Genomic DNA, 25,244 nt, shown 5'->3' on the forward strand with positions numbered 1-25,244 from the left:
TTTTTTTCTATTAGTGACATGATAACAAGCTAGAAATCTATAAATTGCTTTGAGGTTCAACTTAATATTTTGCTGGATAACCTATATTTTTTTTTGATGCTGGCGAGGACTTTCTTGTAGTATTTCGTTTTATCGGTTTCGTCAATAACAACAATTTCAACATCGTTTGCTTGAAGTAATTGCATTTTATCTTTGGAGAGCGCGTACCATTTTTTTGTTGTATAATAGAAGAGTTTATTTTCAATAAAGGTACTTCGTCTATAAAACTTATTTCTGGCGCGGTAGGTTAGCAACCACCAAAGGTCTATTTCTACAAAATCAAGCGATAGGCCTAGGATATGGATATCCTTTGTAAAAAATAAATCAATCCATGATTGGAGTTTAGTATCTTTTTTTCGACTTAATCTTTTAATTAATGCAGCCTTGTAGACTGTTTGCGAATTATAATTTGTCCCATTAACGACATAATCCCTCATTTTTTGCAATTGACCACAGTAATGTTCATAACCGAGGTTAATGGAAGAGGGATTTAGGCAGTCGCCGTGGATGTGCCAATAGTTCGTGTTGCCGATTTGGTGTTTACGAAATACACTGTAGGTTGTTTCACGGATAAGGCCAGCATTTGCTGTTGCGGTTTCTCCTTCTAAACTGAATTCATAGTTAGTTGTGATGATATTTTCGATCGAGAGATCCCGAATTAATTGGTGGATTTCATTTTGATTGATTTGAGAGACACAATCCGATATATAGCTTTTAAGTTCTCTTTCATTAATATGCTTTTCTCGAATTGCGTTAAGGAATATTTCCTCATACAACATAGGGAACGGTTTTTGTCCATTTTCCAATGAGCTAACTTTATACTTTTCTTTGATGTTGTGTAGCAAATCACTCCAGCTTATCCCTGGTGAAATATTATTAATGTCGTTCCCGACTAATAAAGCAAACTTGTTCATTGTATTGTAAATCAAGATTTACGTCTGTAAAGTTAAATGAAGATGTCAATCGATCGCATCTTTTGATATAACATTTAATCGATTGAATTTAGATTTCTTCCATACGAATTTAATAAAAAATCGAAGGATTTTGTACATGACCACAGCGACGAAAGCGTTCTTAATCTCATTATATACCGCATGGAAACAATGTGATGTAAATTGAAACTTCTGTAAAAAATGGCTACGTCATTGCGATGGACGGATCAGTCAAATATGTTGGTTTTATTCGTCAAAAAAGGCTAGGCGAACCAACTTCCTAGCCTTCACGGTATAACTCATCCTATGCTATAACAAACAAATAACAAAGGAATACAGGAAATGTTTGATGTCTCTTCAAGGATGGTCTGTTGTGATATGGCTTGACAATGATATCACGGTCTTGGCAACATATTCCCATAAATTATAGTAGTATTTTGTTGTGTTATTCTCGCTTTTGAGAGTGCTATGAAGAGCAAGTCCTGTTAAGCTCGCTTTTGGTGTATACGTACATCGATGAAAATTTTGCACAATATTCGGTATCTGTAACCTACCGCTTACATCCAGCTAATAGTGCGCTTCACTGCGCAGGATCACGCTTAACTTTGTATAAAACAGAAGCTAAATAACTCGTAATAAAGTGTGTTTCCCTTCTCTCAATACAAGTTTTTTAGTGTAAGAACAGATTAATTCATAAAAAAATCGTGATATGGAAATTAAAGAAAACAAACTTATCGGTGTTTCTTATAGAGAAACACCAAACAAAGGTGGGATTATTAAACCCATTTATATTATTATGCATTACGACGGTGCGTCCAATGCTACAAGTGCAATTGATTGGATGACCGATTCCCGGAGCAAGGTTTCCGCTCATCTTCATATTAGTCGTGATGGTATCATAACGCAATTGGCGCTTTTTAATACAAAATGTTGGCATGCAGGCCTTAGTACTTGGGCCGGTCAAAAAGATTTGAATAACTGTAGCATTGGAATCGAATTGCAAAATAAAGGGATGGAGAGTTACACTGAAAAGCAGATCAATGCGGCAATAGCAGTATGTAAAGCAATTATCCGTACTTATCCGATTCGAGAGATTTTAGGGCATTCGGATATTGCACCTGGAAGAAAGGAGGATCCAGGGGTACAATTTCCCTGGGAAAAATTTAAACCGTTAACAAAAGGAAGTTATAATGGAATTACTTGAGATTTTAGAGAAATTGATTATCCCTGTAGCGACAGCTGTAGGGGGGTATCTTGTTGGAAGGCCTAAGCAGCAAGCCGAGGTGGAGGCGACAAATGTTGAGAATGCCGGAAAGGTAATTGAAAAATGGGAAGGCTATGCCAATAGGTTAGAGAAAGATATTGAGCATTTACGGACGATCATTGAAGATCTTAATGAAGGGTTACATTTGGCAAATGACGAACGTATGTCTTGTGCTAAGACTTTAGCGGATTTGCAGGTAAAATATGATGATCTTATGAAACTTTATAATAGGCTACAGATTGAATTAAAGCGCGTTAAAAATGAAAAATACACTACAGATAATCGCAATGCTGCTACTGGTTAGCAGCTGCGGTTTGTTTAAAAAGGTTGAGAAAACCAATGCATCACAAGAGTTTGGCATCAAAGAAAAAAATACAGAGTCTGCTACTATAGCACAGAAGACAGGACATATACAAGTTGTTGGATTAGCTAAAGAGGCTTTGGTAACAGATGAATATGTGATGCAAGTTGAAGGTGAGGGGATTCAGATTATGCAGGATGGCGTTGTTCAGCTACATAAGGGGAAAGTCTATGCGAAAAAGGAACATTATTCTGAAAAGCTGCAGCTTGAAAGAAGGTTAAATACCAATTGGAAAGATCACAAAGCAAAAAGTAGTCAGCAAATTGAAACGAAAACGGAGCTAACTAAAGAACAATCAAAAGAGGTTGCAAAACCAGCAGTGTCAAGTCTTCTTTATTTTTTAATGGGGTGCAGTATATTGGTCGGCTTGATTATTTGGTGGATAAATAAACGTAAGTTGATCAGAATTTGGTAGTTACCCATTAAAAAGATCGTTACCATTATATTTTAGTAAAATTCAGTAAATAACACGAAATAGTCCTTGAGTATAAAATTCAAGGACTATTTTGTAGAGCTGGATACAGTTGCTGAATGAGCAGAGCTGCTGTGATTGTATAAAATAATATTAATCCCCATCGAAATGCCGGTCAATAAGGTAATAATTGGCAATCTGTTTAATCTCTTTTTTGAAATCACGATAGAGGTCAAATTGATTGCAAGCACAGATGATAGATTTCTGTAATGTGTCATTGTTTATTTTTAAGTAAGGACCAAGTTCCTTGTATATGCTACTTTTTACTTTTGTTTTCAGATTATTTAATTTTTCCGGCTGAAAGATACGTAGAACAACGGCGATAGCTTTGTAACGATGCTGTATGTCCTTGTAATTGATATATTCGCCCATAATCTGCTGAGAAGGAATGCCCACAAATTGACAATAACAGTCAATTACTTGGCTGATTTTGGAAAGATCAGATTCATAGATCTTATCGATGGATTTTAGTATCTCGGGATGATTTTCTTTTAAGAAACTCATGATGAATGAATAATATAATGTGTTCATACGTTGTGAACGATTTTTGTCGGTTACTATACTGCTTTCCTCTTTTCGTAAAATATTGCTGGTTTTTTGTAGTTGATAATAATCCACTGGGTATACAATGGGCTGTCTGAGATGTTGTGACATGAGCTGTTCCATTTTCTTTTATCTTTAAGTATGAACTGATTTTCGTCTCGCAAATTGCAAATCCTACGAATAGCTGATCTGCTTACTACCCTGCTTATCTATTCTAGGGGTCTATATTTTTTTTATTGTTTAACAAAGTTAAACAAATTTGTTAATCTTGCAAGTTTATTAAAACCTAATTTTTACTTTTTATATGAAATAGTAAACTTATTTGTTTAACTGTAATGCTTTGATAGTTAGAATTTTATTGTTTTATTTTGATTGTCTATTTGTTTAGGTTTAATAAGTTGTGTAACTTAGTGTCAGATTGTTATATATTTGTGTAACATTTGTTAAATACCCGATCGACTATGGAAACTTATCCAAATAATAACTTTGAAGTTTTACGCTTGGAGATGCGCGTTACTAACCGTGAATTCGCGTCTTTACTAGGGGTACGCGAGCAGGTGTACTCGCGTATTAAAAAAGGAGAGTATCCTATTGGACTTACGATGAAAACACGTATTCAAGCGGCTTTTCCTCATGTTCAGTATGACTGGTTGCTGTATGGAAAAGGTGAAAGAATGGAGGTAGCTCCTTTAGTGCAACCCGACACGATAGCCATGCTTAGTATTGGTAATGGTAAGTCAATAGGATATTTTTCGGAGGACGTCAAGTTTATTGACGAAAATAAGAATAATATATTTTTTGAAGTTTCCCCAGGACGATATTTGATGCAGACAAAACTTGTCACAGAGAAAGCTAAAGCCGGGTATCTTTCTGGCTTTTCTGATGCTGAATATATGGACGATTTACCGGCACATTTTATTACAGTCACTGAGTTTCATAAAGGTGCCTATCGTTCTTTTGAAGTTAGTGGTGATAGTATGACCGATGGAACAGACGCAAGTGTATTGGACGGTGATATTGTGACGGGACGTTTGATTAAAAGAGAGTTATGGCAATCAAAATTTCATACCCACAAATATCGGTATTGGGTTGTTGTACATAAATATGAAGGAGTTATTATTAAAGAAATTGCTCATCATGATGTCAATAACGGAATTCTTACCCTTCGTTCGCTAAACGCTGATAAAACAAGGTACCCAGATTTTGCAGTAAGTTTGGATGATGTTGACCAAATTTTTAATGTTGTAGATATCAGCCGTTCGCTTTAGGAATAGCCTAGCTCGGATTATTTTCGGTTTGACGGTTCATCTTTTCATACCAAAGTTAATAGATGGACCTTTTTGCTTCAGCTATATATGCGATAAATTAACCCAATCGCGCACTGTTAATTGAAAGTTATCCGTACCAAGTTTGTATGGTGTTGCTAAAAAATATAGAAATAAAAACTAATTATATTAGTTTTTATTTCTATATTTGGCTATAAATTGAACGTATGCGGACATGTTGTTGCGTCCTATCTTGGCGCTCCTAGTATATATTTAACGTTAAGAAGACTGATAACGTGACGAGAATATTGGTTGCTCATTATTCAGGCATGTTCGTAGCGTTCAATTGAAATAATAGGTACATGTGCGTAGGTTATCAACGCGGGGTGGAGGAATTTTCGAATAATTGAACTATCTACTAAGCTGTACCTATGGACTTGCCATTTACTAATCATCATATGTTTATTTTTAAAGCCAGGTTTCGAAATCTGGCTTTTTTATTTCTTATGCTATCAATTGTTGTTAGTTTTAATCTTTGACAAAGCTTACATCGGTTATTTTATAGGAAAAATTATCTTTTTCCCGTTCATTTACAGGTTTTTCCATCTCATTGTAGTGTACTGTTCCTGTCATCTTGAATGTTGTATGAGAATCTAGGTTGATTTTTTCTCCCTTATCGTCAAATACATAAAAGTTCTTAAGCGTATAATTTTTCTGATCTGTAGGAATTTCAAATAAAACATTGTTCTTTTCTGTCCCTACAGGTAATATAACGCTGAATGCAGTGAACTTTTCAGAACTAAACGCATGAGATTTAACTACGAAATTCATGGCCATAGTTTTTGATTTTCCTGATGAGAATGTAAAAGAAGGCGCATCAAATTCACCTGTTAACGTAATAGTTTTGTTTTGGTTGTCATAGTTTGATTCGATCGCTTTTACCGTATCGACAGAACTACCATTGCAAGATGAGAACAACCCTATGGCTGAAGATACTAATAATGATGTTGAAATTAAGTGTTTAGTTTTCATGGGGAAAAATTTCATTAATTGTAAAGACTATTTTTATTGATAGATAACTTCTGCTTATTAATGTTTTGGTAATCTATCGAAGATTTTTTGGAATCTTCGATATACCTGCCTTCATGCTGATTTACACTCACATTCAATAACATCCGTCGATTAATTTTTATAAAAGTAAGGTATTGAGGAAGAGGTTTTAGCACTTGATTTAAATTCGGGGGGAATGGATTTAAATTCGCATACATTGGACTTTTTTTCGTCTAAAAGAGGTCGGTAAATAATAGCAAGTTTTTTTCGGTGGAAATGCCAGTAAACGGGCTATATGGTATTTGATCCTAAACTATTACCTCATATTATGATCAATTTCTTGCTTTAAAAAATACCAAGTTAATAATTAAACAAGTGAGTGTAAGTAAAGAGCAGCAAGTTCGGATGTTATTCCAAAATACCCAGGGTTTTTCAAAGGCATCACGTGCAAGTCTTAAAGATTTTTCTGGAGATATAGATAGGTCGATCGAGGCCAATTGATTGTTCAAGGGGACATTCTGTGTGCCTGTGACCACAATTACACCAATGATATAGCTTAGGCATGCTACTAGTATTAGATAAAATTTTGGTGACGATAGATCCAAAGATAATATTGTAGCCATCAATAATAAAATTGGAGCGCCTAGAAAACAGCAGTAAAAAGCTGAATTTAGTATTTCTTTATTAATATTTTGCATGGCGGTCAAATAGGCTTTATCGCTGAGTTTATCTAGCCCCAAATTGACCGAAAAGGTATACGAAAAAAATAAGCCTGATATAATAGCCGAAAATATTGTTGCCAGCGCTAAAATGATGTCTTGTAATTTCATGTCTATATTTTTTTGATGTATCATGTTTTGCTGAACTCATTGTCTAAGCGTTCTGATTTATCAAAGCATTGTTTTCTTATCGTAAATTTTTCGAAGGAGTTGAGGCTAAAAAAAATACACACTTTCGTTGCTCTCGACCTTAGACAATACAAAAGTTGTGATAATCAGGGAGTCAATATAGAATAAAAACGACAGTAACCTATTTTTTGTTAAATGACGCTGGAGTTGTGCCTGTGAAAGTCTTAAAGACACGAATAAAATGCGATTGGTCGGCAAATCCATTTTCATAAACAATTTCCGTTATCTTTCGGAAGTCTTTGCTATTGAGCTGTTTAAAAGCGGCCTGAAATTGTACCATTTTAGCGAATTGTTTAGCGGATATCCCAGTTTCCTTGAGAAACCTTCTTTCAAAAGTTCGGATGTTCAATGCTTCTCTTTTTGCAATTTCTTTAATAATGATTTGGCCCTGGCTTTCGATGATTTCAAGAATTGCTCGCTGAATCGAAAAATCAAGTTTATTTTTCTTGCTATCGAAAAAGCTGAGAAGCGATTGTGTCAATAGTTGGATGCTGTTTTCAGTTGTTGAAAATGAGGATAATGTGCCGGTAAGTTGGTGGAAGGTTGTATTTGAAGGAGTATTTAGATCATAACAGTCGTCGTTTATGCTTTCGGGCGAGATGCCCCAAAATGTCCGTAATACAAATGGGTAAAATTGAAAAACGATAATCTGAAAAGGGCCTTTTACATCGATTGAAATCGGTTTTATTGTCTGACCATAGAGGAAAATCTTTGACATTTTTTTATCATGAGGCTTGATTGTAAAATCACCATAGCATCGTTGAAACAATAAACCAGGGTAACCATCAGCATAAAAAGGTAAGTTTACGCAATCATTCGTCTGACTTTCAAACACTAGGATCGCCTTTACGAATAATGCAATGGATGTATCTGGACAGATAATCTGAGGCTTCATTTATAAATTGTTTGGCTTTGCTTTACGACTTTTTATAATTTTAAATATACAGAAATATGAAATAAGAATATATGGATAATCGTTGGATTTCGATTAGTGGATTTACTGTGACCCGTAGTGTTTAAAGTATATGTCGTTGATTCAACTTATTTGAAATAGTAGAGCGGTTTTTTTCTTCTCACCTGAAATAATTGTGCATGTTCCAGTAATTTAACATAATTATTTTGCCAATAATTGGCAATCCAATTTGAATCCAATGAAGGGTTGTAATGACTCAGGTCACTTTTTAAAACGACTGAATCCACTGCTGTTCCAACATTCCAAATGCTTATTTTGCTGTAACGTCCCCTGTAGGGAGGGGTATAACATTTAATAGCCTGTACGCAACTGTCAACCGAGGGATAATCATAACTGTCGAAATTATCCAATGTTGCAATGCTGATTTTCTGATAATTTTCATCAATCGCAAAGAGTTCTGAATGTGTTTCGATGATTTCTCCGCAAATTGAGTTCCTGGATTTCTCTTCGTTCCAGAAATACTGAATAGGAAAACTATGCTTATAAAGCATGGTTTTCCCTTTGATTTTAAGTGGTTGGCTATTGTGGTATTCACCTATCTCAATAAAGTTCTCAACCTTAGGATTAAACAAATAAGCATGTTCTTGCCACTTTTTGTTCCATACAATATCCTCAAAACCGTCTTTATTTTGATCGGTAAAAGATAATCCTGAATTATTGGTCCCATAATCCATATCTCGCATAATGAGGTGCCAATGATTATCCTCTAACTTTTCTACCTGAAAGAAACACGCTGAGTCGTTCTTAAAGACGGAAAATCTATAATGTTTTTCGGCTATAAAAGAACAGTTCTGTTCTATGAGGTTATAATCCTGAATTTTTAAGCTATCGATTTTTTGGTAGAGTAAAAAAGAGTCAGTTATATGCGTATTATCGTTTCGAGAATTGCAGCTATAAAATGTTATTGCGAATAGCCCCAATAATAATTTCCAGCTCTGGTTTATTATTTTTGTGCGGAGTTGCTGTTTGACATATCTCATATTAATTAAACTGTGCCGGTGCATATTATTGATCGTCTGAAATACTTTTGTTCAGTGAACTTTGACAATAATGGTTTTAATATTATGATTTGTATTGTTGTTAAATAGCGTACAAAATAAATTGACTTTTTATTATTGTACTCAAAATTGAAACTACCATTATAGTTGGCTCCCACTAAATTTATTTGTGTTCAGGTCGGCAGCTGAAAGCGTTTTTAGAAGTTCTCTAGCTGCGGCGCTACCTGCACGGTTTGCACCGATTGTCGATGCTGATGGACCATAACCCACGAGGTGAATTCTTGGTTCTTTTGCGACCATAGTCGCTAGTCTGCCTGCCATTTGAATGCCACCCTGTTTTTCTTTTGGTAGCACTGCGTCTAGATGGCTCAATGAACTTTTAAAGCCTGTATTCCAAAGTATAACATCTGCTTGTTGTTCTGTTCCATTGGCCCATTTGATCCCCTTTTCTGTTATTTCTTGAAACATTGGAAAACGTTGAAGGACACCCCGTTTTTCCATCTCCTGGATTTCTGTAGAATAGGGGAGGCCCGTAACGGAAACGACAGACAAAGGTGAAAGCCCCAATCGTACACGTTCCTCTACCATAGCAACCGCATTATGCCCGGCCATGTCATCAAATGGCCCCTCTCTGAATAAAGGCGGTCGTCGTGTTACCCAGGTTGTCGTTGTAACCTGGGAAATTTGGTCCAATAGCTGAATGGCAGAAATACCGGCTCCAACAACAATAACATGTTTGCCACGAAAATACTCTGCAGTTTTAAAATCCTTTGTGTGGAGTTGCTCGCCCCGAAATAATTCTGCACCTGGATAGGTAGGAATATAGGGGTTTTCCCATGTTCCAGTGGCGTTGATAATACCGAGTGCTGAGAAAAGAGTTTCTGCCGTATCGATATGAAAGCGATCTTGGTACATGTAGACTTTTTCTACTTTAGCTGGTCGATATACTTGAAGTCCAAATTTTTCTTCATAAAGTTTAAAATAATGGGGAACAGCGGTGTTGGCTTGAACTTCCGCCCCTTTTGTTGATAAAGTCTCCTCAAACGACATGCCGGGCAAATCGTGTATTTTATTGACTGTACTTAAGGTAAGGGAGTCCCAGCGAAATTGCCAGGCTCCTCCTGGTGTAGAGGCTTCATCCAGGATGATAAAATCCGGCCCGATTTTAAGTCCGAGCTTCTTCAAATGATAAGCAGCAGAAAGTCCAGCCTGACCCGCACCAATGACTGTAATTTTTGTTTTGTAGCGAATGTTCTTTATCATACGAAAGAGGAGTTAACGCCAACCAAGTTCGGGAGCTACGTGTTCCAAAATGGCTGAAAGAATGTGGACATTGTAGTCGACCCCTAGCGTATTTGGAATGGTCAATAATAGCGTGTCTGCTTCCTGTATTGCTTCATCTTGCGCTAATTCTTTCACGAGTTGATCTGGTTCTGCGGCATAACTTCGCCCAAAAATCGTCCGCTTGTCCGATTCGATTATCCCAATTTTATCTGTTTTGTCAGCCTCTTGCCCGAAGTAATAACGATCTAAATCATCGACCAGAGCGAATATGGATCGACTGACTGAAACGCGGGGTTCACTAGGGTGCCCTGCTGCTTTCCAGGCCTCTTTATATAAACGTATTTGTTCGGCCTGCTGAATATGAAAAGGTTTGCCATTTTCATCATATTTCAAAGTGGAACTTTGCAGGTGCATTCTGTTTTGAGCAGCCCATACAGCCGTGGCGTTCGATGCTGCTCCCCACCAGATACGATCACGTAACCCTTCCGAATGGGGTTCGAGCCTCAGCAGACCGGGCGGGTTTGGAAACATTGGATAGGGATTTGGTTCAGCGAAACCAATTCCTTTAAGTTTTTCTAAAAATTCCAATGCTTTTTGCCTTCCCATATCAGCATCTGTTTCGCCCTCGTTGATATTGTAACCAAAGTGACGCCAACCATCTATTACTTGTTCAGGCGATCCTCTGCTGATGCCGAGCTGCAATCTGCCCCCGGAGATTAGATCTGCAGCTCCAGCGTCTTCCACCATATAAAGGGGGTTTTCATAGCGCATATCAATGACACCGGTGCCGATCTCAATTTTTGAGGTTTTGGCTCCAATGGCCGATAATAAAGGAAAGGGAGATGCTAGCTGATTCGCAAAATGGTGTACACGGAAATATGCACCATCTATGCCTATTTCTTCAGCAGCTACTGCTAGATCTATGGATTGCAATAAAGTATCGCTTGCGGTCTGCGTACTATATGCGGGATGCTTGGACCAATGGCCAAAAGATAAAAAGCCTATTTTTTTCATAAATCACAATGGGATTTGATGTCAATCAAATTTAATAAATGTTGCGATTATATCGGTAGTTTGGATTGTCCGATGGGTGTCAATAATATATGGTTTGAATGAATTTGCCAAATGACAAGTAGGCTGTGGCTCAAAAAGAGTAATTTTATGTATTATTCAATTGTATAAGTGATTCAGAGTGATGCTTTCAGACAAATTATTACAACAGATCGAGTTTATTAAGGAGATCGACAAGATTAAATATATCCAGCGCAGGACAAAACTTTTCAATAGTGACCGTCCCGAAAATGACGCTGAACACAGTTGGCATCTTGCCCTAATGGCTATTGTGCTTTTAGAACATGCAAATCAATCAGTGGATTTATTGAAGGTAGTCAAAATGGTATTGATACATGATATCGTCGAAATCGATGCAGGTGATACTTTTATCTATGATACAGGAAAAAACCATACCAATACAAGTGCGGAGCGTTTGGCAGCTCAGCGGATTTTTGGAATTTTGCCTGGGCAGCAAGCAGAGGAACTCATTGCGATCTGGGAAGAATTTGAAGCTGGTCAAACGCCGGAAGCACAGTTCGCACGAGCGATGGATCGATTGGAGCCACTTTTACAGAATAGTTCCAATAATGGTGGAACCTGGAATGAACCTGGTGTAAATTATGAAAAGGTTTATGAAAAAAAATCTGTCATTAAGGATGGCTCAGCAGTATTGTGGGAATATGCAGAAAAATTGATTGATGCTGGAGTTGCTCGGGGGATTCTGAAAAAAGGAGAGTAGGTAGGATACTCATCAATGGCCAGCAGTAATCCCGATACTATTGCTGACCATTGTGGTTTTATAAATATACATTAATCGTCATCATCCTCTTTTTGTTCGCTTACCTTTAGGAAGGCGGCTCTTTTTGGAGCTGGAGCAGATTCACCTTTAAGTCCCTGCCATAGAATTTCATTGAATACCAAATCAGGTACCGCGTCTTCTTTCGACCAATCATATTTGTCACTCCATACAGCTAGTTTCCCTTTACTTGGATTGCGCTCATTGAGATCTACATTTGCGTCGACATGATCAAATGGAGTATAATCGGGGTTATTGCTAAACGATCGCCACATGGGTGTTGCAGCAGCGTCGTATTGCGTCATTGGTTTCATCCCTAAAATCAGCTCTATCGTTCTAATCATCCCTGAGGTTGAATACATGGTGTGATCTACAGATCTTCTTTTTACATAAGGGCTAATCAAATAGGCAGGACTACGGTGTGCATCCACATGGTCAGGACCATTCTGGGCATCATCTTCCAGTATAAAGATCGCAGATTCTTTCCAGATTGGACTCTTGCTGATATGGTCAACAAACATCCCAACAGCGAGGTCATTGTCCGCTACATGAGCATAAGGGGACTTTTTGCCGGCACGCATCCCTTCCGTATGGTCGTTGCTGATTCGAATGGTTGTCAATTGGGGCATTTCTCCTTTTTGGATGAGTTGATCAAAATCAGCTTTCCATTGTCTTATACGTGTGGTGTCGGCAACACTCAGGTCATAACTTGTATATCCAGTGGCAACATGCCCTTCCAAAGATTTTACGTTGGGTTTTCCTTTATCTGCGAATTCACCATAGGTGCGATAAGATACCTGATGTCGCTTGGCATTATCCCAAATAAATCCGCCTTTATTGTTGGCTATTTCTCGTTCCCCTTCTCCTCCATAAGTGCCGCCGCGACCGCCATAGCTTGATGGCCAGGTTTTCTCCAGATAGTCGGTGGCATAAGCACCCATACTCCAATTGTGCCCATCCGCACTAACTTCCGCATCGACATAGAAATTGTCTAGAAGTGCAAATTCATTGACAATTTTGTGTTGATTAGGCGTGATTTTTTCGCCGAATAAACAAAGTGAAGCGTCTCCATTTCCTTGTTTAACATCACCTAGAACTTGATCGTAGGTACGATTTTCTTTGATGACATAAAATACGTATTTGATCGGAGAGGGGGCTCCAACTTTCATTGGAATAGGGTTGCCGGCTTCACCCTCTGTTTGCAGCTCTTTTTCTTTCGAATAGGGCGTATTCCGGTATACCGCACGAGAATATAGGGCGAGTTCTTCTGGTTTAGGATCAGGTATAAAGCTTAACGTTCCCCTAAAAAGACCGGCAATATATTGTATCTCTTTTGGTTTGTTGAGGTCGCCTGCATGACGATCGACTTTTTCCTTTTGGTCTGTCGGATTGGGACCTTTTGGATTAGCTTTGGATGATAAGCCTTTACCATTTGTAACCAGAATTGTTTTATCGACTACTTTTACATTCGTTGGATACCAGCCCACTGGAATAAATCCTTTCGAAATAGATCTCCCAGGCTTGCTTACGTCGAATACTGCTAAACAATTGTTGTCTGCATTGGCTATGTAAAGGGTTTTACCATCTGTGGACAAAGCAACACCATTGCTGGTCGATCCACTTGGAGCATTAGGATACAATGCTGCATTCAATGTTTCTACGACTGCTCCTGTTTTAGTATCGATTATGGATACCGAGTTGTCATTTGCGTTGGCGACAAAAAGCCATTTACCATTTTTACTAAACGTAATTTCATTTGGGTGGCTACCCACAGGGATCTCTTTGGTTATCTTATTTTGTGTAACATCCCATACTAAAATCTTTTCTCCGCCCCAGACGCTGATATAGAGTTGTTTTGCATCAGGTGTTAGCTGGCAGGTATACCCCTCAGCTCCCAAATCATAAGTTGCTTTCGTTGCTTTGGTTTTTAAGTCGATGACATATAGTTTTTTATCTTCTCTGGTGACAGTATATAATTGTTGTTTGTTTTTATCATCTACAGCCAATCCGGCTATTCCTATTTTATTGGGCCATGGCTTGCCAAGAACAATAGAATCTTTGGATGCAATTTTTCCACCGTTGATTTTATAGATCCTGATCATGTTATCATGTCCCCCAGAAGTATACAGTGTATTATCATCGCTCGAAAAAGCCAATCCATACCAAGATTTTGGTATAGCAATACTATCGATTTTTCGTTGTGAAGCGAGATCGATAAGATCTATTGTTTGTGTACTTTGTCCATTGTTGCTGACAGCTGCAAGCTTTTTATGATGACTGATAACTAAGTTCAGCGGTAAATCTCCGAGCTCTATCTGTTTCCCAACAGGGGTTAGTGTCCAGCCATTTGGTAGTCCAACTTTATTGCTTTCCAAAATTGAACTAATCCTATTTTGTATATTGTTTTGACTGAATGTGAGTTGTGAGGTTGCAAACATACACGTTGTCAAAATAAATGTTCCTATTCTTTTCATGGGACATATTTACGAAATTGAGTAGTCAGACTAAATAGGAAGCTTCAAAATTAAAGAAAACTTAATATTGGACCGCGAACTTAGTGTAGGTGATGACGCGCTGTTTTTTAGTATGGTCAAGGGCCTCTGAAAATCTGTAATACAGGACTGATCAGAAAATTTTGCACGGAATACTCTTTGTAATCGTTTATAACAAGGGGTGATCGGTTAATAGGTAAAACTCTGTTGTTTACCGATGAAAATTGTTTTTTCACCGAAAAATTATGGTGTTTTACAGTTTGTTTTTTGAAATTGGGCGGATAAACTATTCAATCTTTATTTATGATACACTTCTTTAATTCATTGGCAATTTTAACTATAGTAGGATTGGTAAGCCTCTCTACCAATGTGAAAACTAAAGATTCCCAGGCCAATATTGGAGACACGATGGTAGAATATAAATCTTCAATCAATGGCACTGTAAAGCCTAATACCTTACACAGTATGCGGCAAGATAAGATTCATTTATATACCGACTGCAAAGATTCCATTTTATAACATGAACTTTCTTATTTGAAGCTGCTGTTTTTATTTTTGAAAAATATAATTTTTAAATTACTTTTTTGTTATATAGATTAATTTCGTATATTGAGTTATAGTGAAAAATCCAAAGGGTATGTTACGGCATCTGTTCATTTGTGTAGAGCTCTAGCGTAATTTCTAGCTTTGGGAAGCCTATATTTTTAAATTGATTATTCTTAAATAGCTTGTTATGAAAAAGAAAAGTTCGTCGTGGTTTTTTTATGCCATTATTGCTATTGTCATTTGCGTATTTCTATTATTGAATCTACCAGAACTTATTCAGGGATTTATGAACGGTTACAATTCAGTTATTAAATAGCAACTCGATGTTCACCGTTTAATTTCCCATATTTACCGAGTTTTTTACTGTCTTTATCTAAATTTTGTAGCTGTTGCACGCCCCGTATTGTAGTTTAGAATGAGTAAACGGAATAGGACTAATACCGTATTTCTTGAATGGAACTTAATCTGATCTAATGAAACGAGTCGAAATATTTAAAACCAATGTTTATCGAATGAAAGATGCACAGCAAATTGTTGCAACTCTTGTCAGCCTGTTTTCATCTTATAAAATTAACTTCGATCTTGAAGATGAAGAACGTATTCTAAGAATTGAATCTTCGCAATTGGAAATTGAGACCAACAGCATTGTTAGAAAGATGTTTGAGTGGGGTTATCGTTGCGAAAGAATCATTTAATCATTCATATAAAATAAAAAGCTAACTATTATATTAATTTTCGTTGTAAATTGCGCTGGTAATTTGTTGAACAAAACTGTTGGCAGTCCCTAAGGATGTTATGTCTAATAGTCAAGTATTTCAATATAAGATTACTCAAAAAAACATTGTTGGTAAGCGTAATATATCGGATATGATAGGCAATAGCATGCTCATTTTTTTAATGCTCTTTATTCTTAATACAGACTGTTTTGCACAAAATGGAACACCGTTAACGATAGGCACATCAGAGATATTGCATTCAAAAGTTTTGGCTGAAGACAGAATGATCAACATTCATCTTCCCGACAATTATAACCCCAATGATTCTGTTCGCTATCCAGTAGTATATGTTCTTGATGGTAGTATGGATGAAGATTTTTTTCATATAGCCGGTATTGTACGTTTCAGTACACAACCCTGGATCGATAGATTCCCGCAAAGTATTGTTGTTGGAATCGGTGGAAACACACGAAGGAGAGATTTTACCTTCCCTGTTGAAAACACAGATTTTATAGAAAAGGAAGGTTTTCAAAAAGCGAGCTTTCCTTCGTATGGTGGTTCAGAAAAATACCGGATATTCCTGAAAAATGAATTGATCCCTTATATAAATGGCAATTTTAAATCGAACGGAAAACAGACTTTAATTGGAGAATCATTGGCAGGACTTTTTTCATCAGAAATATTATTTAAACAACCCGAATTATTTGATGATTATATTATTATAAGTCCAAGTTTATGGTGGGGAGAAGAGTCTTTATTGACGCATGGGGAGAAGTTTCTGCAAACTAATTTGAAAAAAAATATAAAGGTTTATCTCGGTATCCCCAACAAGGAAGAAGACATAAGAATGTTTGATGAGGCTATAGCGTTATCGGAGATTCTTAAACGAAATAAGAAGATTCATTTTGTATTTGATTACATGCCTGATGAATTGCATTCGACTGTAATACATCAAGCGGTCTACAACGCTTTTAAGAAGTTGTATCCAAAAACGGCCTATTCAAAGTAGCAATATGTCTATTCTGAGATTAGTTTTATTTTATACTTAGTTTTGTGCGATCACGCCACTCATCTTCCAGGATTGACATCAATAGCTTGTCGTGAAATTGATTATCTCTAAAACAGGCTTTAAGCATTCTTCCCTCCAATTTAAAACCAGCGTTTTCATATGCTTTTATGGCTGTATAGTTTGGCTCAGATACCGTCAGCATAATTCTGTTGAGCTCTAGTTTTCCAAATCCGATAGCTAAGATTAATTTGGTAACTTGAGTGCCTATTCCCTTCCCCCATTCTTCGCGATCACCTATAAAAATAAAATACTCTCCAGATCTGTTTGCTTTGGAAATATTACAAATGCCTGTATAACCAATCAGTTTATTAGAGTCGTTTAGGAAAATTCCACGATTAAAATTTTTAGAATCGTTGACAACGGAGAGAAACCAATTGTCGATTTGATCCCTTGTGTTTAGCGACTGAAAAAGAGAAAGGGAGTACTTTATAGACATCTCATCATTGATCCATTCATAAAATGGAGAGACATCTTCGAGTGAGAGCGGCTTTAAATCGATCATCGTTTCATAAAAATGGTGTTCGTTATTTCATACGCGAATTTACCGCTTTATTTTAACGGCTTAATGATTACTTGATCGACCATTTTCCCCTGCTGATCGAGAATTTTGAAGATTCCTTTTTCGTCGTCTAAATCTACGCGGAGCACATTGTTGTTGGAATTTACAATGATCGGAAATTGTACTGTATTTGTCGCATTTTTGATAATGTGTCTATGTAAATGTCCTGATAACATGATCTGTGTTCCTGCTTTGTTGAGGATAGGAACAAATTTCTCCAAAATCTCCTGTTCCCCGTGCCAGCCACCAAAAGGGGGCATATGGCAGATTACGATCTTATATTTAGCATCTTTAAATGACGGGTTCTCAACTGCTTGAGCTAACCAGGCCGCTTGTTCGCTTCTATAGTTATCCATGTCTACAATACCGCTATATTCAATGTCGGTATCGGGCTTGTCTTCACCGCAATCTAAGACGATAAAACCGGTATTCCCATGCTTAAATTGGTAATATAGTTTACCTGTTGGTGTTGGGAAATATTTGGGATATTCAATGGCAAAAGGTCCACGTGTTTCATGATTGCCTCTTGCATAAAACATTGGTTTTTCACTGGCGAACTTTTTAATGGCGGTATCCATGAACCCCTCATACAGCTGTGTTTCACTGAGTAGATTACTAACCATATCACCGTTGAATACCACAAAGTCACTTGTCTTTAGATTGCCGATATCCAGTAGCTTATCGAGTACCTCATTGCGCTCATGAATATCATTGACAACTGTAAAATGGGTGGAGCTGGCATGGCCAAAGGTTTGGAAAAATAAGGGTGCCTTTTGATAAACATCACTGGCTACTACTTTTCCATATTGTACATTGACGCCAACATGTTTGAGGACTTCTTGACTATACACACGATATCTATAGCGTGTTCCAGGTTTTAGGTTGTTCAATGTAACTTGATGCAACGTACCTACTTTTTTGAAGCCATAGGCAGCCGCATAATATTTTGGTCTTTCCTTAAAGTAAAAGTGACTGGAGTCATCTGGGGCCAGCTCAACCCAGCCAGTAGCAGGCTTGTCTGTCGTCCAAATAATGGAAACAGATTGCTCTGTTAATCCTTGAATTAAAGGTAAGTGATTTATTCTGATCGCATCCTGACCAACTGCCATAAAACAATTGAAGAACAACAATAGGATGATGCATTTTAGTTTAGTCATTGTATTACCTGGGTCTATAATTGATTTTGGAACCTAAATCGGTTTTTTCTTGCGCTAAAGATATAAAATTGTGTGAACAAGCTATGGATTGAAATGTAACAGTCTTGCTAGACTAAAAGATGTCTCGTTTTGTTTTTTGCTAAAAAAGTGCTGTAAACAGGTAATAATTAAGAAAATGTGACCTGTGTTTGGCACTTATATTTGGAATAACCTAAGTAAGAGCACCTAATCAAACACAAATGAAAAAGATAGTTTTATTTTTATCTGTGTTTCTAACTTCACTAATTGCACTGGGCCAGCAGATCACGGGAACCGTACGTGATAAAAATGGTAAACAATTGGCCGGAGTAACTTTGAGAAACACGAGTACTTCCAACAGTACACAGACCGATGATCAGGGGAATTTTAAGATTTCAGGTAAATCCGGAGATATCTTAGAGACAAGTTTTATCGGATACGAGCGGGCTCGTCAACCCATTCCCGAGGCAGGCAAAATGACCTTTACCCTGGTCGAAACATTGAGTATTCTAGATGAAGCCGTAGTGATCGGTTACCAGAGTACCTCCCGCAAAAAAGCGACCGCTGCGATTTCAAGTATTTCGGGTAAAGATCTGGAAAATCTTCCGGCAGCCAGTTTTGATATGTTGCTTCAGGGAAGATTGGCCGGCGTCAACGTTCAGAATTTTTCTGGCGCTCCAGGTGCTTCGCCGACATTGGCTGTTCGTGGTACATCGGCCGTTAGCCTGAATTACTCCAATGACGATTATTACAATGTCATTAGTAATCCACTCTATGTTATTGACGGAGTTCCGCAGCCAACGGAACAATTTGTAGGCCCGAATACAGGAACAGGAACAAATTATCTAGCAGGTCTGAATCCGAATGATATCGAATCTGTGGATGTGCTCCGAGATGCTTCTGCCGCCGCAATTTATGGTTCTAGGGCAGCAAATGGGGTGATCATGATCACGACGAAAAAAGGGCGTAACGGAGATCCGCGTTTTATGTTAACCGGATATGGTGGTCTAACGCAACGGCCCGAACTCCGTGAAGTGACACTCGGAAGAACCGAGCGTGAGCAGAAGATGAGGATACTAAAGAATCAGCTTTCTTCCAACGATTTCAGAAATCTGCCCTTTATGCTTACCGATTCGTTGAACCCTGCATTCAATGGGAATACAGATTGGCAGGATCTATTCTACCAAAAAGGAAAGATTAAGAGTGCAGATCTTTCTGTTAGCGGCGGGTCAGCGATTAGTTCATATCGTTTTAGTGGGAACTATTACGATGAGGCGGGAATCATTAAAGCAACCGGATTTAAACGCTATACTGGAAGGCTCAATTTGTCCAGTAAGGCAATCAATGAACGTTTAACGATCAATCCCATTGTGGCCTATTCGTATAATAAGCGAGCGCGAGGAAGCGGGAGTGACGTGAGCCCAATTGCCTTGAGTGCCGGTAGTATGCCATCATCACTTTTTAATCTTTCAGATGCAAAAAAAACTTACCTTTTGGGTACCTATAATAGTAGTCTTGATAACAATGAATCTTCTAATCTGAATACCAATCTAAATCTGATTTTCAATATTGCACCAGGATTAACTTTTACTTCCCAATCCGCCTATATCAAAGATATGGCCAATAGGGCTTATAATAGGCCATCAGCTTTGATGAGCGGTGCCGGTAATTATTCGTCAGCTTATTCTTATGAGAATAGCCAAGTCAGGATATCGAACTTTTTAACTTATATCAAACAGTTTGGAAAACACTCTTTAAATGTACTACTGGGTCAGGAAGCGGAAAAAAATAAAATGCAAAATGTATCCGCATGGGGTAGTCAGGGGGTATCGGATCAGATCCAAGTGGTTACAGGATTTCTGCAAAATAACATCGGTGCCAACTCCGATTTGCAAAAGTGGTCACAGCTGTCCTATCTCGGTCGCTTTTCCTATGATTTTGATAGTAAATACCTGTTTTCAGGGGCTGTCCGTGCGGATGGATCGTCCCGATTTGGAGAAAACAACAAATGGGGATATTTTCCGTCCGCATCTGTCGGCTGGATTTTAACTGAAGAAGATTTTCTGAAAAGCAATCCTATATTCACCTTACTTAAAATTAGAGGAAGTTATGGATTGACCGGATCTCTCCCTAAAAGTAACTATTTGCAGTATAATCTCTATAATGTCAATAATGGGGGGTATCAGGGTAATTCCGGAGCAACTTCCTATAATGGCCAAGTGGCTATTACACCAAACTTTAATAATGGCGTTGCCCAAAAAAATCTCAGCTGGGAGCGCAATAGGCAATGGAATTTAGGTGTCGATATGGAATTGTACAAGGGACGTTTTACAGCTATGGTAGATGTATTTAATAAGGAAAACTATGATGGGCTATTTGACGTCATGCTTCCCGTCACGTCCGGATACGATTACGCCAAAACAAATTCGGTAGGAATCCGCAATTCAGGTGTCGATATTCAATTGTCTGCTGATATGTTCCCACGTAGCTCCACATTGAGCTGGCGGTCCAATTTAAATATTTCCTATGTCAAGAATCGGATCATGAATCTGCCAAATGGCGGCCGCGATATGGTCATGGATGGCGATCGATTTGATAAATCTCATATCCTCTCGGTGGGCAGCCCGATCAATGCATTTTATCTCTATAAAACTCTGGGGGTTTTCTCGACCCTGGACGATATTCCGGTCAATCCATATACAGGCGAACGCTATCGAAATTCCAATGGAACATTCAATCCCGGAGATTTTTATTTTGAAGATATAGATGGCGATTATTTTGTAGACGTATTTAATAGTGGTATTAATCCAGATAAAAGGGCGATTGGAGATCCTAATTTTAAGTGGACCGGAGGCTGGAATAACGTCTTTAGTTATAAAGACTTTTCGCTTACTTTGTTTTTTACCTACGGTTTTGGGAGGGATGTACTGAATCTTTTTGAATCAGATCAATTCAGTAACTCCACTTCGGGCGATGCGACTTCAAATTTTGCTTACTATTCGATACGGGATCTGGACAAACTCAATATCTGGAAACAGCCCGGCGACAAGGCCGAATACGCAAAATATGATATCGGCACCTATCGTTACTATTACACCTCTGCGCAGACTTTCTTTTTAGAAAATGGTTCCTATATGCGATTTAAGAACCTGATTTTTTCTTACAACCTCCCTGAACGGATCAGCAAGAAATGGAGTATTTCCAAAGTGAGATTCTTTGGTATAGTGGATAATGTTGCCCGTTGGCAAAAATCAAAAAAATTGCCGGATGCCGAGGCTGTAAACCCATATGGAGAGTATAACGGTGGTGGTTATCCGATTCCAAGAAAATATACATTAGGATTTGAACTAACTTTTTAAGACGATGAAAAGATTTTTTTTAAACTATAGACTAGCGGTGCTATTGATGCTGGTTTTCTTGCTAGGGTCATGTAAAAAGTTTTTGGTGGAAGAACCCGTCAATTCGACTTTCGCGGGCGCATATTGGAAAAGCTCAGGGGATTTACGGAGTGCTATGGCAGGTAACTATGCTTTGGTACGGGATGTGATGAATTCGGGTAACTGGAATCCGAGTCCACGATACTTTATGTATGGCGATGCAATTGCCAAGAATTATTTTACAATCCAATATAATGGTGATGGACTCGAAGGGATCCAAAATGGAGATTTTACATTTCAATACAATGTAGAGAATTTTGGAGATTGGACCAAGTACTATAAAGCGATTACGATGAGCAATATCATTATTAATCGAGTTCCTAAGGTGGCGGACGATTTACTGACCGATGTGACCAATCCAACGAAGTTCAAAAATGAGATGCTTGGAGAGGCTTATTTTTTACGGGCGTTCACTTATTTTATGATGCTACGCGTGTGGGGAGACGTGCCCGTGGTAACGGAAGAATACGACGACCCTATTTCTGCTCCAGAATTAGCACGGAGTACCAAAAAAGAGGTTATGGCGCAGATCGAGAAGGATGCACTGCAGGCACATGAATTGTTGCCTTGGCAATATTCACTTGTTGGGAACGCCAAAGTCACAGCCAATAAAGGCGCGGTGAATGCATTGTTAGCTCATTTCTACCTTTGGAAGGCAACAATGAGTGATGTCAATTCAAACCAACCTGATCTCGAAACGGTAGACAAAGCAGATAAAGCCATCGATGAAATCTTAAATAATGGTATGTATTCATTGACCGACACATCTAATTATTATAAGACTTTCGAAGGACTTTCGAGTGAAGGTATTTTTGAAATTGCAATGAGTGAAAATACACGCGAAGGAACCAATCAACATATTGCCAATATGTTTTTGAGAACTGCGCAGCTGGCAACTTCTGGAACAAATTCGAGGTGTTATGTCAATGCAGATTATCTGACAAATCATTTTTATAAAATAGACCAGGTTTGGGACTGGTATTGGAATACAAGTTTGCAGCAGTGGGAGTGGAAGGCGATGCCTTCACAGGTCTTCGACGATAGTGATATTCGTTGTAGACGTAATTTTACCGATCTAAACAGTGATAAACCTACTTGCGTAAAATATCAAAGTGTTGTCTACCGTAATCCCTCACAAAAGCAAGATGCTTATGTTAGCAATAATCTGATTGTCTTTAGGTTAGCGGATATGCGCTTGTTGAAAGCCGAAATTGCACTTTATAGAAATCAAGTTTCCAAAGCAATAGACATCATCAATGAATTTAGAAAAAGGAATGGCGCCGATGAATCTGCCTTCGTGGATAATACATCGAGTAAAGACGATGTCATGTACGAATATATTATTGAAAGAGGAAAAGAACTTTATCTCGAAGGGCATATTTTTTATGATCTATTGCGAACAAGGCAATACAGCAATTTTGTTCCATGGCTCTCGGAGTCCCGCTTCCGTCAGGAAGGATTCTATTGGCCAATTAATCCAGCCCTATTCAAAAATAATAACAAGTTGACACAGACCTCATACTGGAGAGGAAAGGTGTAAGCACTAAAAAAAGAATTATGAAAAAGATAACAGGATTGTTTGCGTCAATATTAATTTTTCTTTTCGCATGTAAGAAGGATAATTATAAAGTCGATGGTGGAAAGAGCGATGCCAACGTGAACCAGACAACTTATGATTTTTTGAAGCAGCATGGTAGCTTTGATTCGTTGGTTAAGATTATAGACCGTGCCGGTATTAAAGATATTGTGAATTCAGATGTCACGTTCTTTGCAACGAGCGATTATGGCGTACGGGATTATGTAGCCGCCAAAAAACAACAAAGGATCATTGAGGTGGGAAACGAAAATATTCAGTTCGGGATCAATAACATCCCAGTCAAAGAATTACGTGATTCGATGATGATCTACCTATTCGATGGAAAGATCACACGAGAAAATCTCAGCCCTGACAACAAATATTTTGTAAGCAAGCTTGGTGCAATTCCCAATGTCAGGTTCAATATCAAATTGCGCAGAACACGTGACTACAGCGATTATCTGGATTATGTAGATTATCTCAATTTCACAAAGGTGATCGGTACTCTTGATGCTGAGGAACCCGATTATAATGCGATTCCAAAAGATCAACTTGATAAATCCTATGATTGTCAAACCTCGGGAATTAGGACGACGACAGGTGTATTGCATGTATTGCAAAACACACATCGTTTATTTTTTAACGCCGGAAAAATGGCTGATTAGAAACTGATATGAAAACGAATTTAAAAATTTTATATAGCTTGCTGTTTGCTTTTGCGCTAACTTCTGGCTGCAAGAAAATTGAAAACGGCTTTTTGAGCGAAGGTATACGATATAAAGATAATACCATTTTTTGCAAACGTGGAATGTCCCTAACGATGTCTGACCGTATTAATACAGATGGTTCTACGCCCCCCTATACATTCGAATTGTTAAACTTAAACGATGAAGCAACAGGTCAGCCCGCACCGGATGTCTTTTTTAAAGAATTTGACATTCTAACCTTTAAGCCTGGTTTAGTGTTCAATGCCGAGACAGATACCACGGTCGAACTACTCAATAAAAAGAGAGAAACAGTAAAGAAAGCCCCGATGGAATTTAATACAGTCAGTGGACAGCTGGTTTTTAATCGAGCTTCTGCCAATCTACCTTTAGGGCGTTTTAATTTTGATGTCAAAATGACCAACCCTAGAGGAGAGCGTGTATTCCCTAAATTGGCCACCATCGAGATTGTAGAACCTACGATTGATGATATGTTTAAAGTAACCTATCAAGCGGCAAGTGGATCGAGCGCTGCAGAAGTTTTTACCGGAATTACAGCCCCAAAAGTGACTTGTACAAAAATTTCAAACGATGGCGCTCGTGTTATCCTAAAGATCGTCGATAAAAATGGAAATGCATTCAATCCTAAAAATGGAGAAGTGATCAAACGGGGGGATCGACCGATGTTTGAATCTCATGTGAAGTTTAATCCAGTCCAAGTGACAGATAATTCGTTGATCTGTGATTTTGAGGTTGCACCTTTTCCGCTTGCTAAATTAATTGGAAAAGATGGAACAGATTGGGGTTTTCTCAATTACTATCGCATCCCCATGAAGTATGCCCAAATCGACGGCTTAAGTGCTAATAATGTCAACCCTGTTTTTGGATTCCAGCTATTGATGGAAGGTACTTATGAGGTTCAGGTAAAACTGCCAACGGTAACGCGTATTACACAATAAAGATTAGGGGAGCATAGTAAGTTCCCCACACTTTATTAAACCCAGATCTATATTAAACTTAGATGCCCACAGT

At 38.1% G+C, this 25,244-nt stretch carries 23 protein-coding genes; 12 read left to right on the plus strand and 11 right to left on the minus strand.

Features of this window, described 5'->3' with window-relative positions:
* Window positions 1-56 precede the first annotated feature (56 nt).
* Window positions 57-953: an SIR2 family protein gene (locus B3600_RS06980; RefSeq protein ID WP_115049762.1), complete on the minus strand. Its 897-nt coding sequence runs from the start codon at window positions 951-953 to the stop codon at window positions 57-59.
* 727 nt (window positions 954-1,680) lie between these two features.
* Between B3600_RS06980 and B3600_RS06985 the strand changes: the two genes are divergently transcribed.
* The 3 genes from B3600_RS06985 to B3600_RS06995 are packed head-to-tail and all read left to right on the plus strand — an operon-like array spanning window position 1,681 to window position 3,011.
* The gene (locus B3600_RS06985) at window positions 1,681-2,175 is read left to right on the plus strand and encodes an N-acetylmuramoyl-L-alanine amidase (RefSeq protein ID WP_286752505.1); all 495 of its coding nucleotides are present in this window, start codon (window positions 1,681-1,683) and stop codon (window positions 2,173-2,175) included.
* Window positions 2,162-2,539, plus strand: coding sequence for a hypothetical protein (locus B3600_RS06990; protein WP_046671699.1), 378 nt, complete (start codon window positions 2,162-2,164; stop codon window positions 2,537-2,539). Before B3600_RS06985 ends, B3600_RS06990 begins: the two co-directional genes overlap by 14 nt.
* Window positions 2,496-3,011 (plus strand): hypothetical protein, encoded by a 516-nt coding sequence (locus B3600_RS06995; RefSeq protein WP_115049766.1) that lies wholly within the window; start codon window positions 2,496-2,498, stop codon window positions 3,009-3,011. The genes B3600_RS06990 and B3600_RS06995 overlap by 44 nt, the downstream gene beginning before the upstream one ends.
* A 150-nt stretch (window positions 3,012-3,161) precedes the next feature.
* Here B3600_RS06995 and B3600_RS07000 read toward each other — a convergent pair whose 3' ends face one another.
* Window positions 3,162-3,734, minus strand: coding sequence for a hypothetical protein (locus tag B3600_RS07000; protein ID WP_286752506.1), 573 nt, complete (start codon window positions 3,732-3,734; stop codon window positions 3,162-3,164).
* A gap of 338 nt (window positions 3,735-4,072) precedes the next feature.
* Here B3600_RS07000 and B3600_RS07005 point away from each other — a divergent pair, with 338 nt between their 5' ends.
* Window positions 4,073-4,879 carry a hypothetical protein gene (locus B3600_RS07005; protein ID WP_053003475.1) on the plus strand — a complete coding sequence of 269 codons (807 nt, stop codon included), beginning with the start codon at window positions 4,073-4,075 and terminating at the stop codon, window positions 4,877-4,879.
* Between the two features lie 525 nt (window positions 4,880-5,404).
* Here B3600_RS07005 and B3600_RS07010 read toward each other — a convergent pair.
* The 6 genes from B3600_RS07010 to B3600_RS07035 form a co-directional block, all read right to left on the minus strand.
* A complete protein-coding gene (locus B3600_RS07010; RefSeq protein ID WP_070565311.1) occupies window positions 5,405-5,908 on the minus strand; it encodes a hypothetical protein in 504 nt (167 codons plus the stop codon).
* 350 nt (window positions 5,909-6,258) lie between these two features.
* The gene (locus B3600_RS07015) at window positions 6,259-6,756 is read right to left on the minus strand and encodes a DUF1772 domain-containing protein (protein WP_286752507.1); all 498 of its coding nucleotides are present in this window, start codon (window positions 6,754-6,756) and stop codon (window positions 6,259-6,261) included.
* Window positions 6,757-6,955: 199 nt separating this feature from the next.
* Window positions 6,956-7,729 (minus strand): helix-turn-helix domain-containing protein, encoded by a 774-nt coding sequence (locus B3600_RS07020; protein WP_070565203.1) that lies wholly within the window; start codon window positions 7,727-7,729, stop codon window positions 6,956-6,958.
* 146 nt (window positions 7,730-7,875) lie between these two features.
* The gene (locus B3600_RS07025; protein WP_286752508.1) at window positions 7,876-8,787 is read right to left on the minus strand and encodes a hypothetical protein; all 912 of its coding nucleotides are present in this window, start codon (window positions 8,785-8,787) and stop codon (window positions 7,876-7,878) included.
* A gap of 159 nt (window positions 8,788-8,946) precedes the next feature.
* The gene (locus tag B3600_RS07030; RefSeq protein WP_286752509.1) at window positions 8,947-10,068 is read right to left on the minus strand and encodes an NAD(P)-binding domain-containing protein; all 1,122 of its coding nucleotides are present in this window, start codon (window positions 10,066-10,068) and stop codon (window positions 8,947-8,949) included.
* 12 nt (window positions 10,069-10,080) lie between these two features.
* Complete coding sequence (locus B3600_RS07035; RefSeq protein ID WP_286752510.1) at window positions 10,081-11,103, minus strand: LLM class flavin-dependent oxidoreductase; 1,023 nt, start codon at window positions 11,101-11,103, stop codon at window positions 10,081-10,083.
* A gap of 181 nt (window positions 11,104-11,284) precedes the next feature.
* Here B3600_RS07035 and B3600_RS07040 point away from each other — a divergent pair, with 181 nt between their 5' ends.
* Window positions 11,285-11,881, plus strand: coding sequence for an HD domain-containing protein (locus B3600_RS07040; RefSeq protein ID WP_286752511.1), 597 nt, complete (start codon window positions 11,285-11,287; stop codon window positions 11,879-11,881).
* 71 nt (window positions 11,882-11,952) lie between these two features.
* Here the strand turns inward: B3600_RS07040 and B3600_RS07045 are convergent, their stop codons facing one another.
* Window positions 11,953-14,412, minus strand: a complete 2,460-nt coding sequence (locus B3600_RS07045; protein ID WP_286752512.1) for a bifunctional YncE family protein/alkaline phosphatase family protein — start codon at window positions 14,410-14,412, stop codon at window positions 11,953-11,955.
* 321 nt (window positions 14,413-14,733) lie between these two features.
* Between B3600_RS07045 and B3600_RS07050 the strand changes: the two genes are divergently transcribed.
* From B3600_RS07050 to B3600_RS07060, 3 genes are all read left to right on the plus strand, one after another.
* The gene (locus B3600_RS07050; protein WP_070565216.1) at window positions 14,734-14,949 is read left to right on the plus strand and encodes a hypothetical protein; all 216 of its coding nucleotides are present in this window, start codon (window positions 14,734-14,736) and stop codon (window positions 14,947-14,949) included.
* 500 nt (window positions 14,950-15,449) lie between these two features.
* A complete protein-coding gene (locus B3600_RS07055; protein ID WP_070565219.1) occupies window positions 15,450-15,671 on the plus strand; it encodes a methyltransferase type 11 in 222 nt (73 codons plus the stop codon).
* A gap of 187 nt (window positions 15,672-15,858) precedes the next feature.
* Window positions 15,859-16,701, plus strand: a complete 843-nt coding sequence (locus B3600_RS07060; RefSeq protein WP_286752513.1) for an alpha/beta hydrolase — start codon at window positions 15,859-15,861, stop codon at window positions 16,699-16,701.
* Between the two features lie 25 nt (window positions 16,702-16,726).
* On the opposite strand, the gene B3600_RS07065 is transcribed toward B3600_RS07060, so the two are convergent.
* Both B3600_RS07065 and B3600_RS07070 read right to left on the minus strand, forming a co-directional pair.
* Entirely contained in the window at window positions 16,727-17,263 is a 537-nt protein-coding gene (locus B3600_RS07065; protein WP_286752514.1) for a GNAT family N-acetyltransferase, read from the minus strand.
* A 47-nt stretch (window positions 17,264-17,310) separates the two neighbouring features.
* Entirely contained in the window at window positions 17,311-18,477 is a 1,167-nt protein-coding gene (locus B3600_RS07070) for an FN3 domain-containing metallophosphoesterase family protein (RefSeq protein ID WP_286752515.1), read from the minus strand.
* 239 nt (window positions 18,478-18,716) lie between these two features.
* Here B3600_RS07070 and B3600_RS07075 point away from each other — a divergent pair, with 239 nt between their 5' ends.
* Genes B3600_RS07075 through B3600_RS07090 form a run of 4 tightly spaced genes read left to right on the plus strand, consistent with a single transcriptional unit; the run spans window position 18,717 to window position 25,171 of the window.
* Window positions 18,717-21,854, plus strand: coding sequence for a SusC/RagA family TonB-linked outer membrane protein (locus tag B3600_RS07075; protein ID WP_286752516.1), 3,138 nt, complete (start codon window positions 18,717-18,719; stop codon window positions 21,852-21,854).
* Window positions 21,855-21,858: 4 nt separating this feature from the next.
* Entirely contained in the window at window positions 21,859-23,472 is a 1,614-nt protein-coding gene (locus tag B3600_RS07080) for a RagB/SusD family nutrient uptake outer membrane protein (protein ID WP_046671676.1), read from the plus strand.
* A gap of 17 nt (window positions 23,473-23,489) precedes the next feature.
* On the plus strand, window positions 23,490-24,173 hold the full coding sequence (locus B3600_RS07085) for a hypothetical protein (protein ID WP_070565225.1): 684 nt from the start codon (window positions 23,490-23,492) through the stop codon (window positions 24,171-24,173).
* A gap of 8 nt (window positions 24,174-24,181) precedes the next feature.
* A complete protein-coding gene (locus tag B3600_RS07090; RefSeq protein ID WP_070565228.1) occupies window positions 24,182-25,171 on the plus strand; it encodes a DUF5007 domain-containing protein in 990 nt (329 codons plus the stop codon).
* The last annotated feature ends 73 nt before the right edge of the window (window positions 25,172-25,244 follow it).

Source organism: Sphingobacterium sp. UBA2480, assembly GCF_002341965.1.
Lineage (GTDB): Bacteria > Bacteroidota > Bacteroidia > Sphingobacteriales > Sphingobacteriaceae > Sphingobacterium > Sphingobacterium multivorum.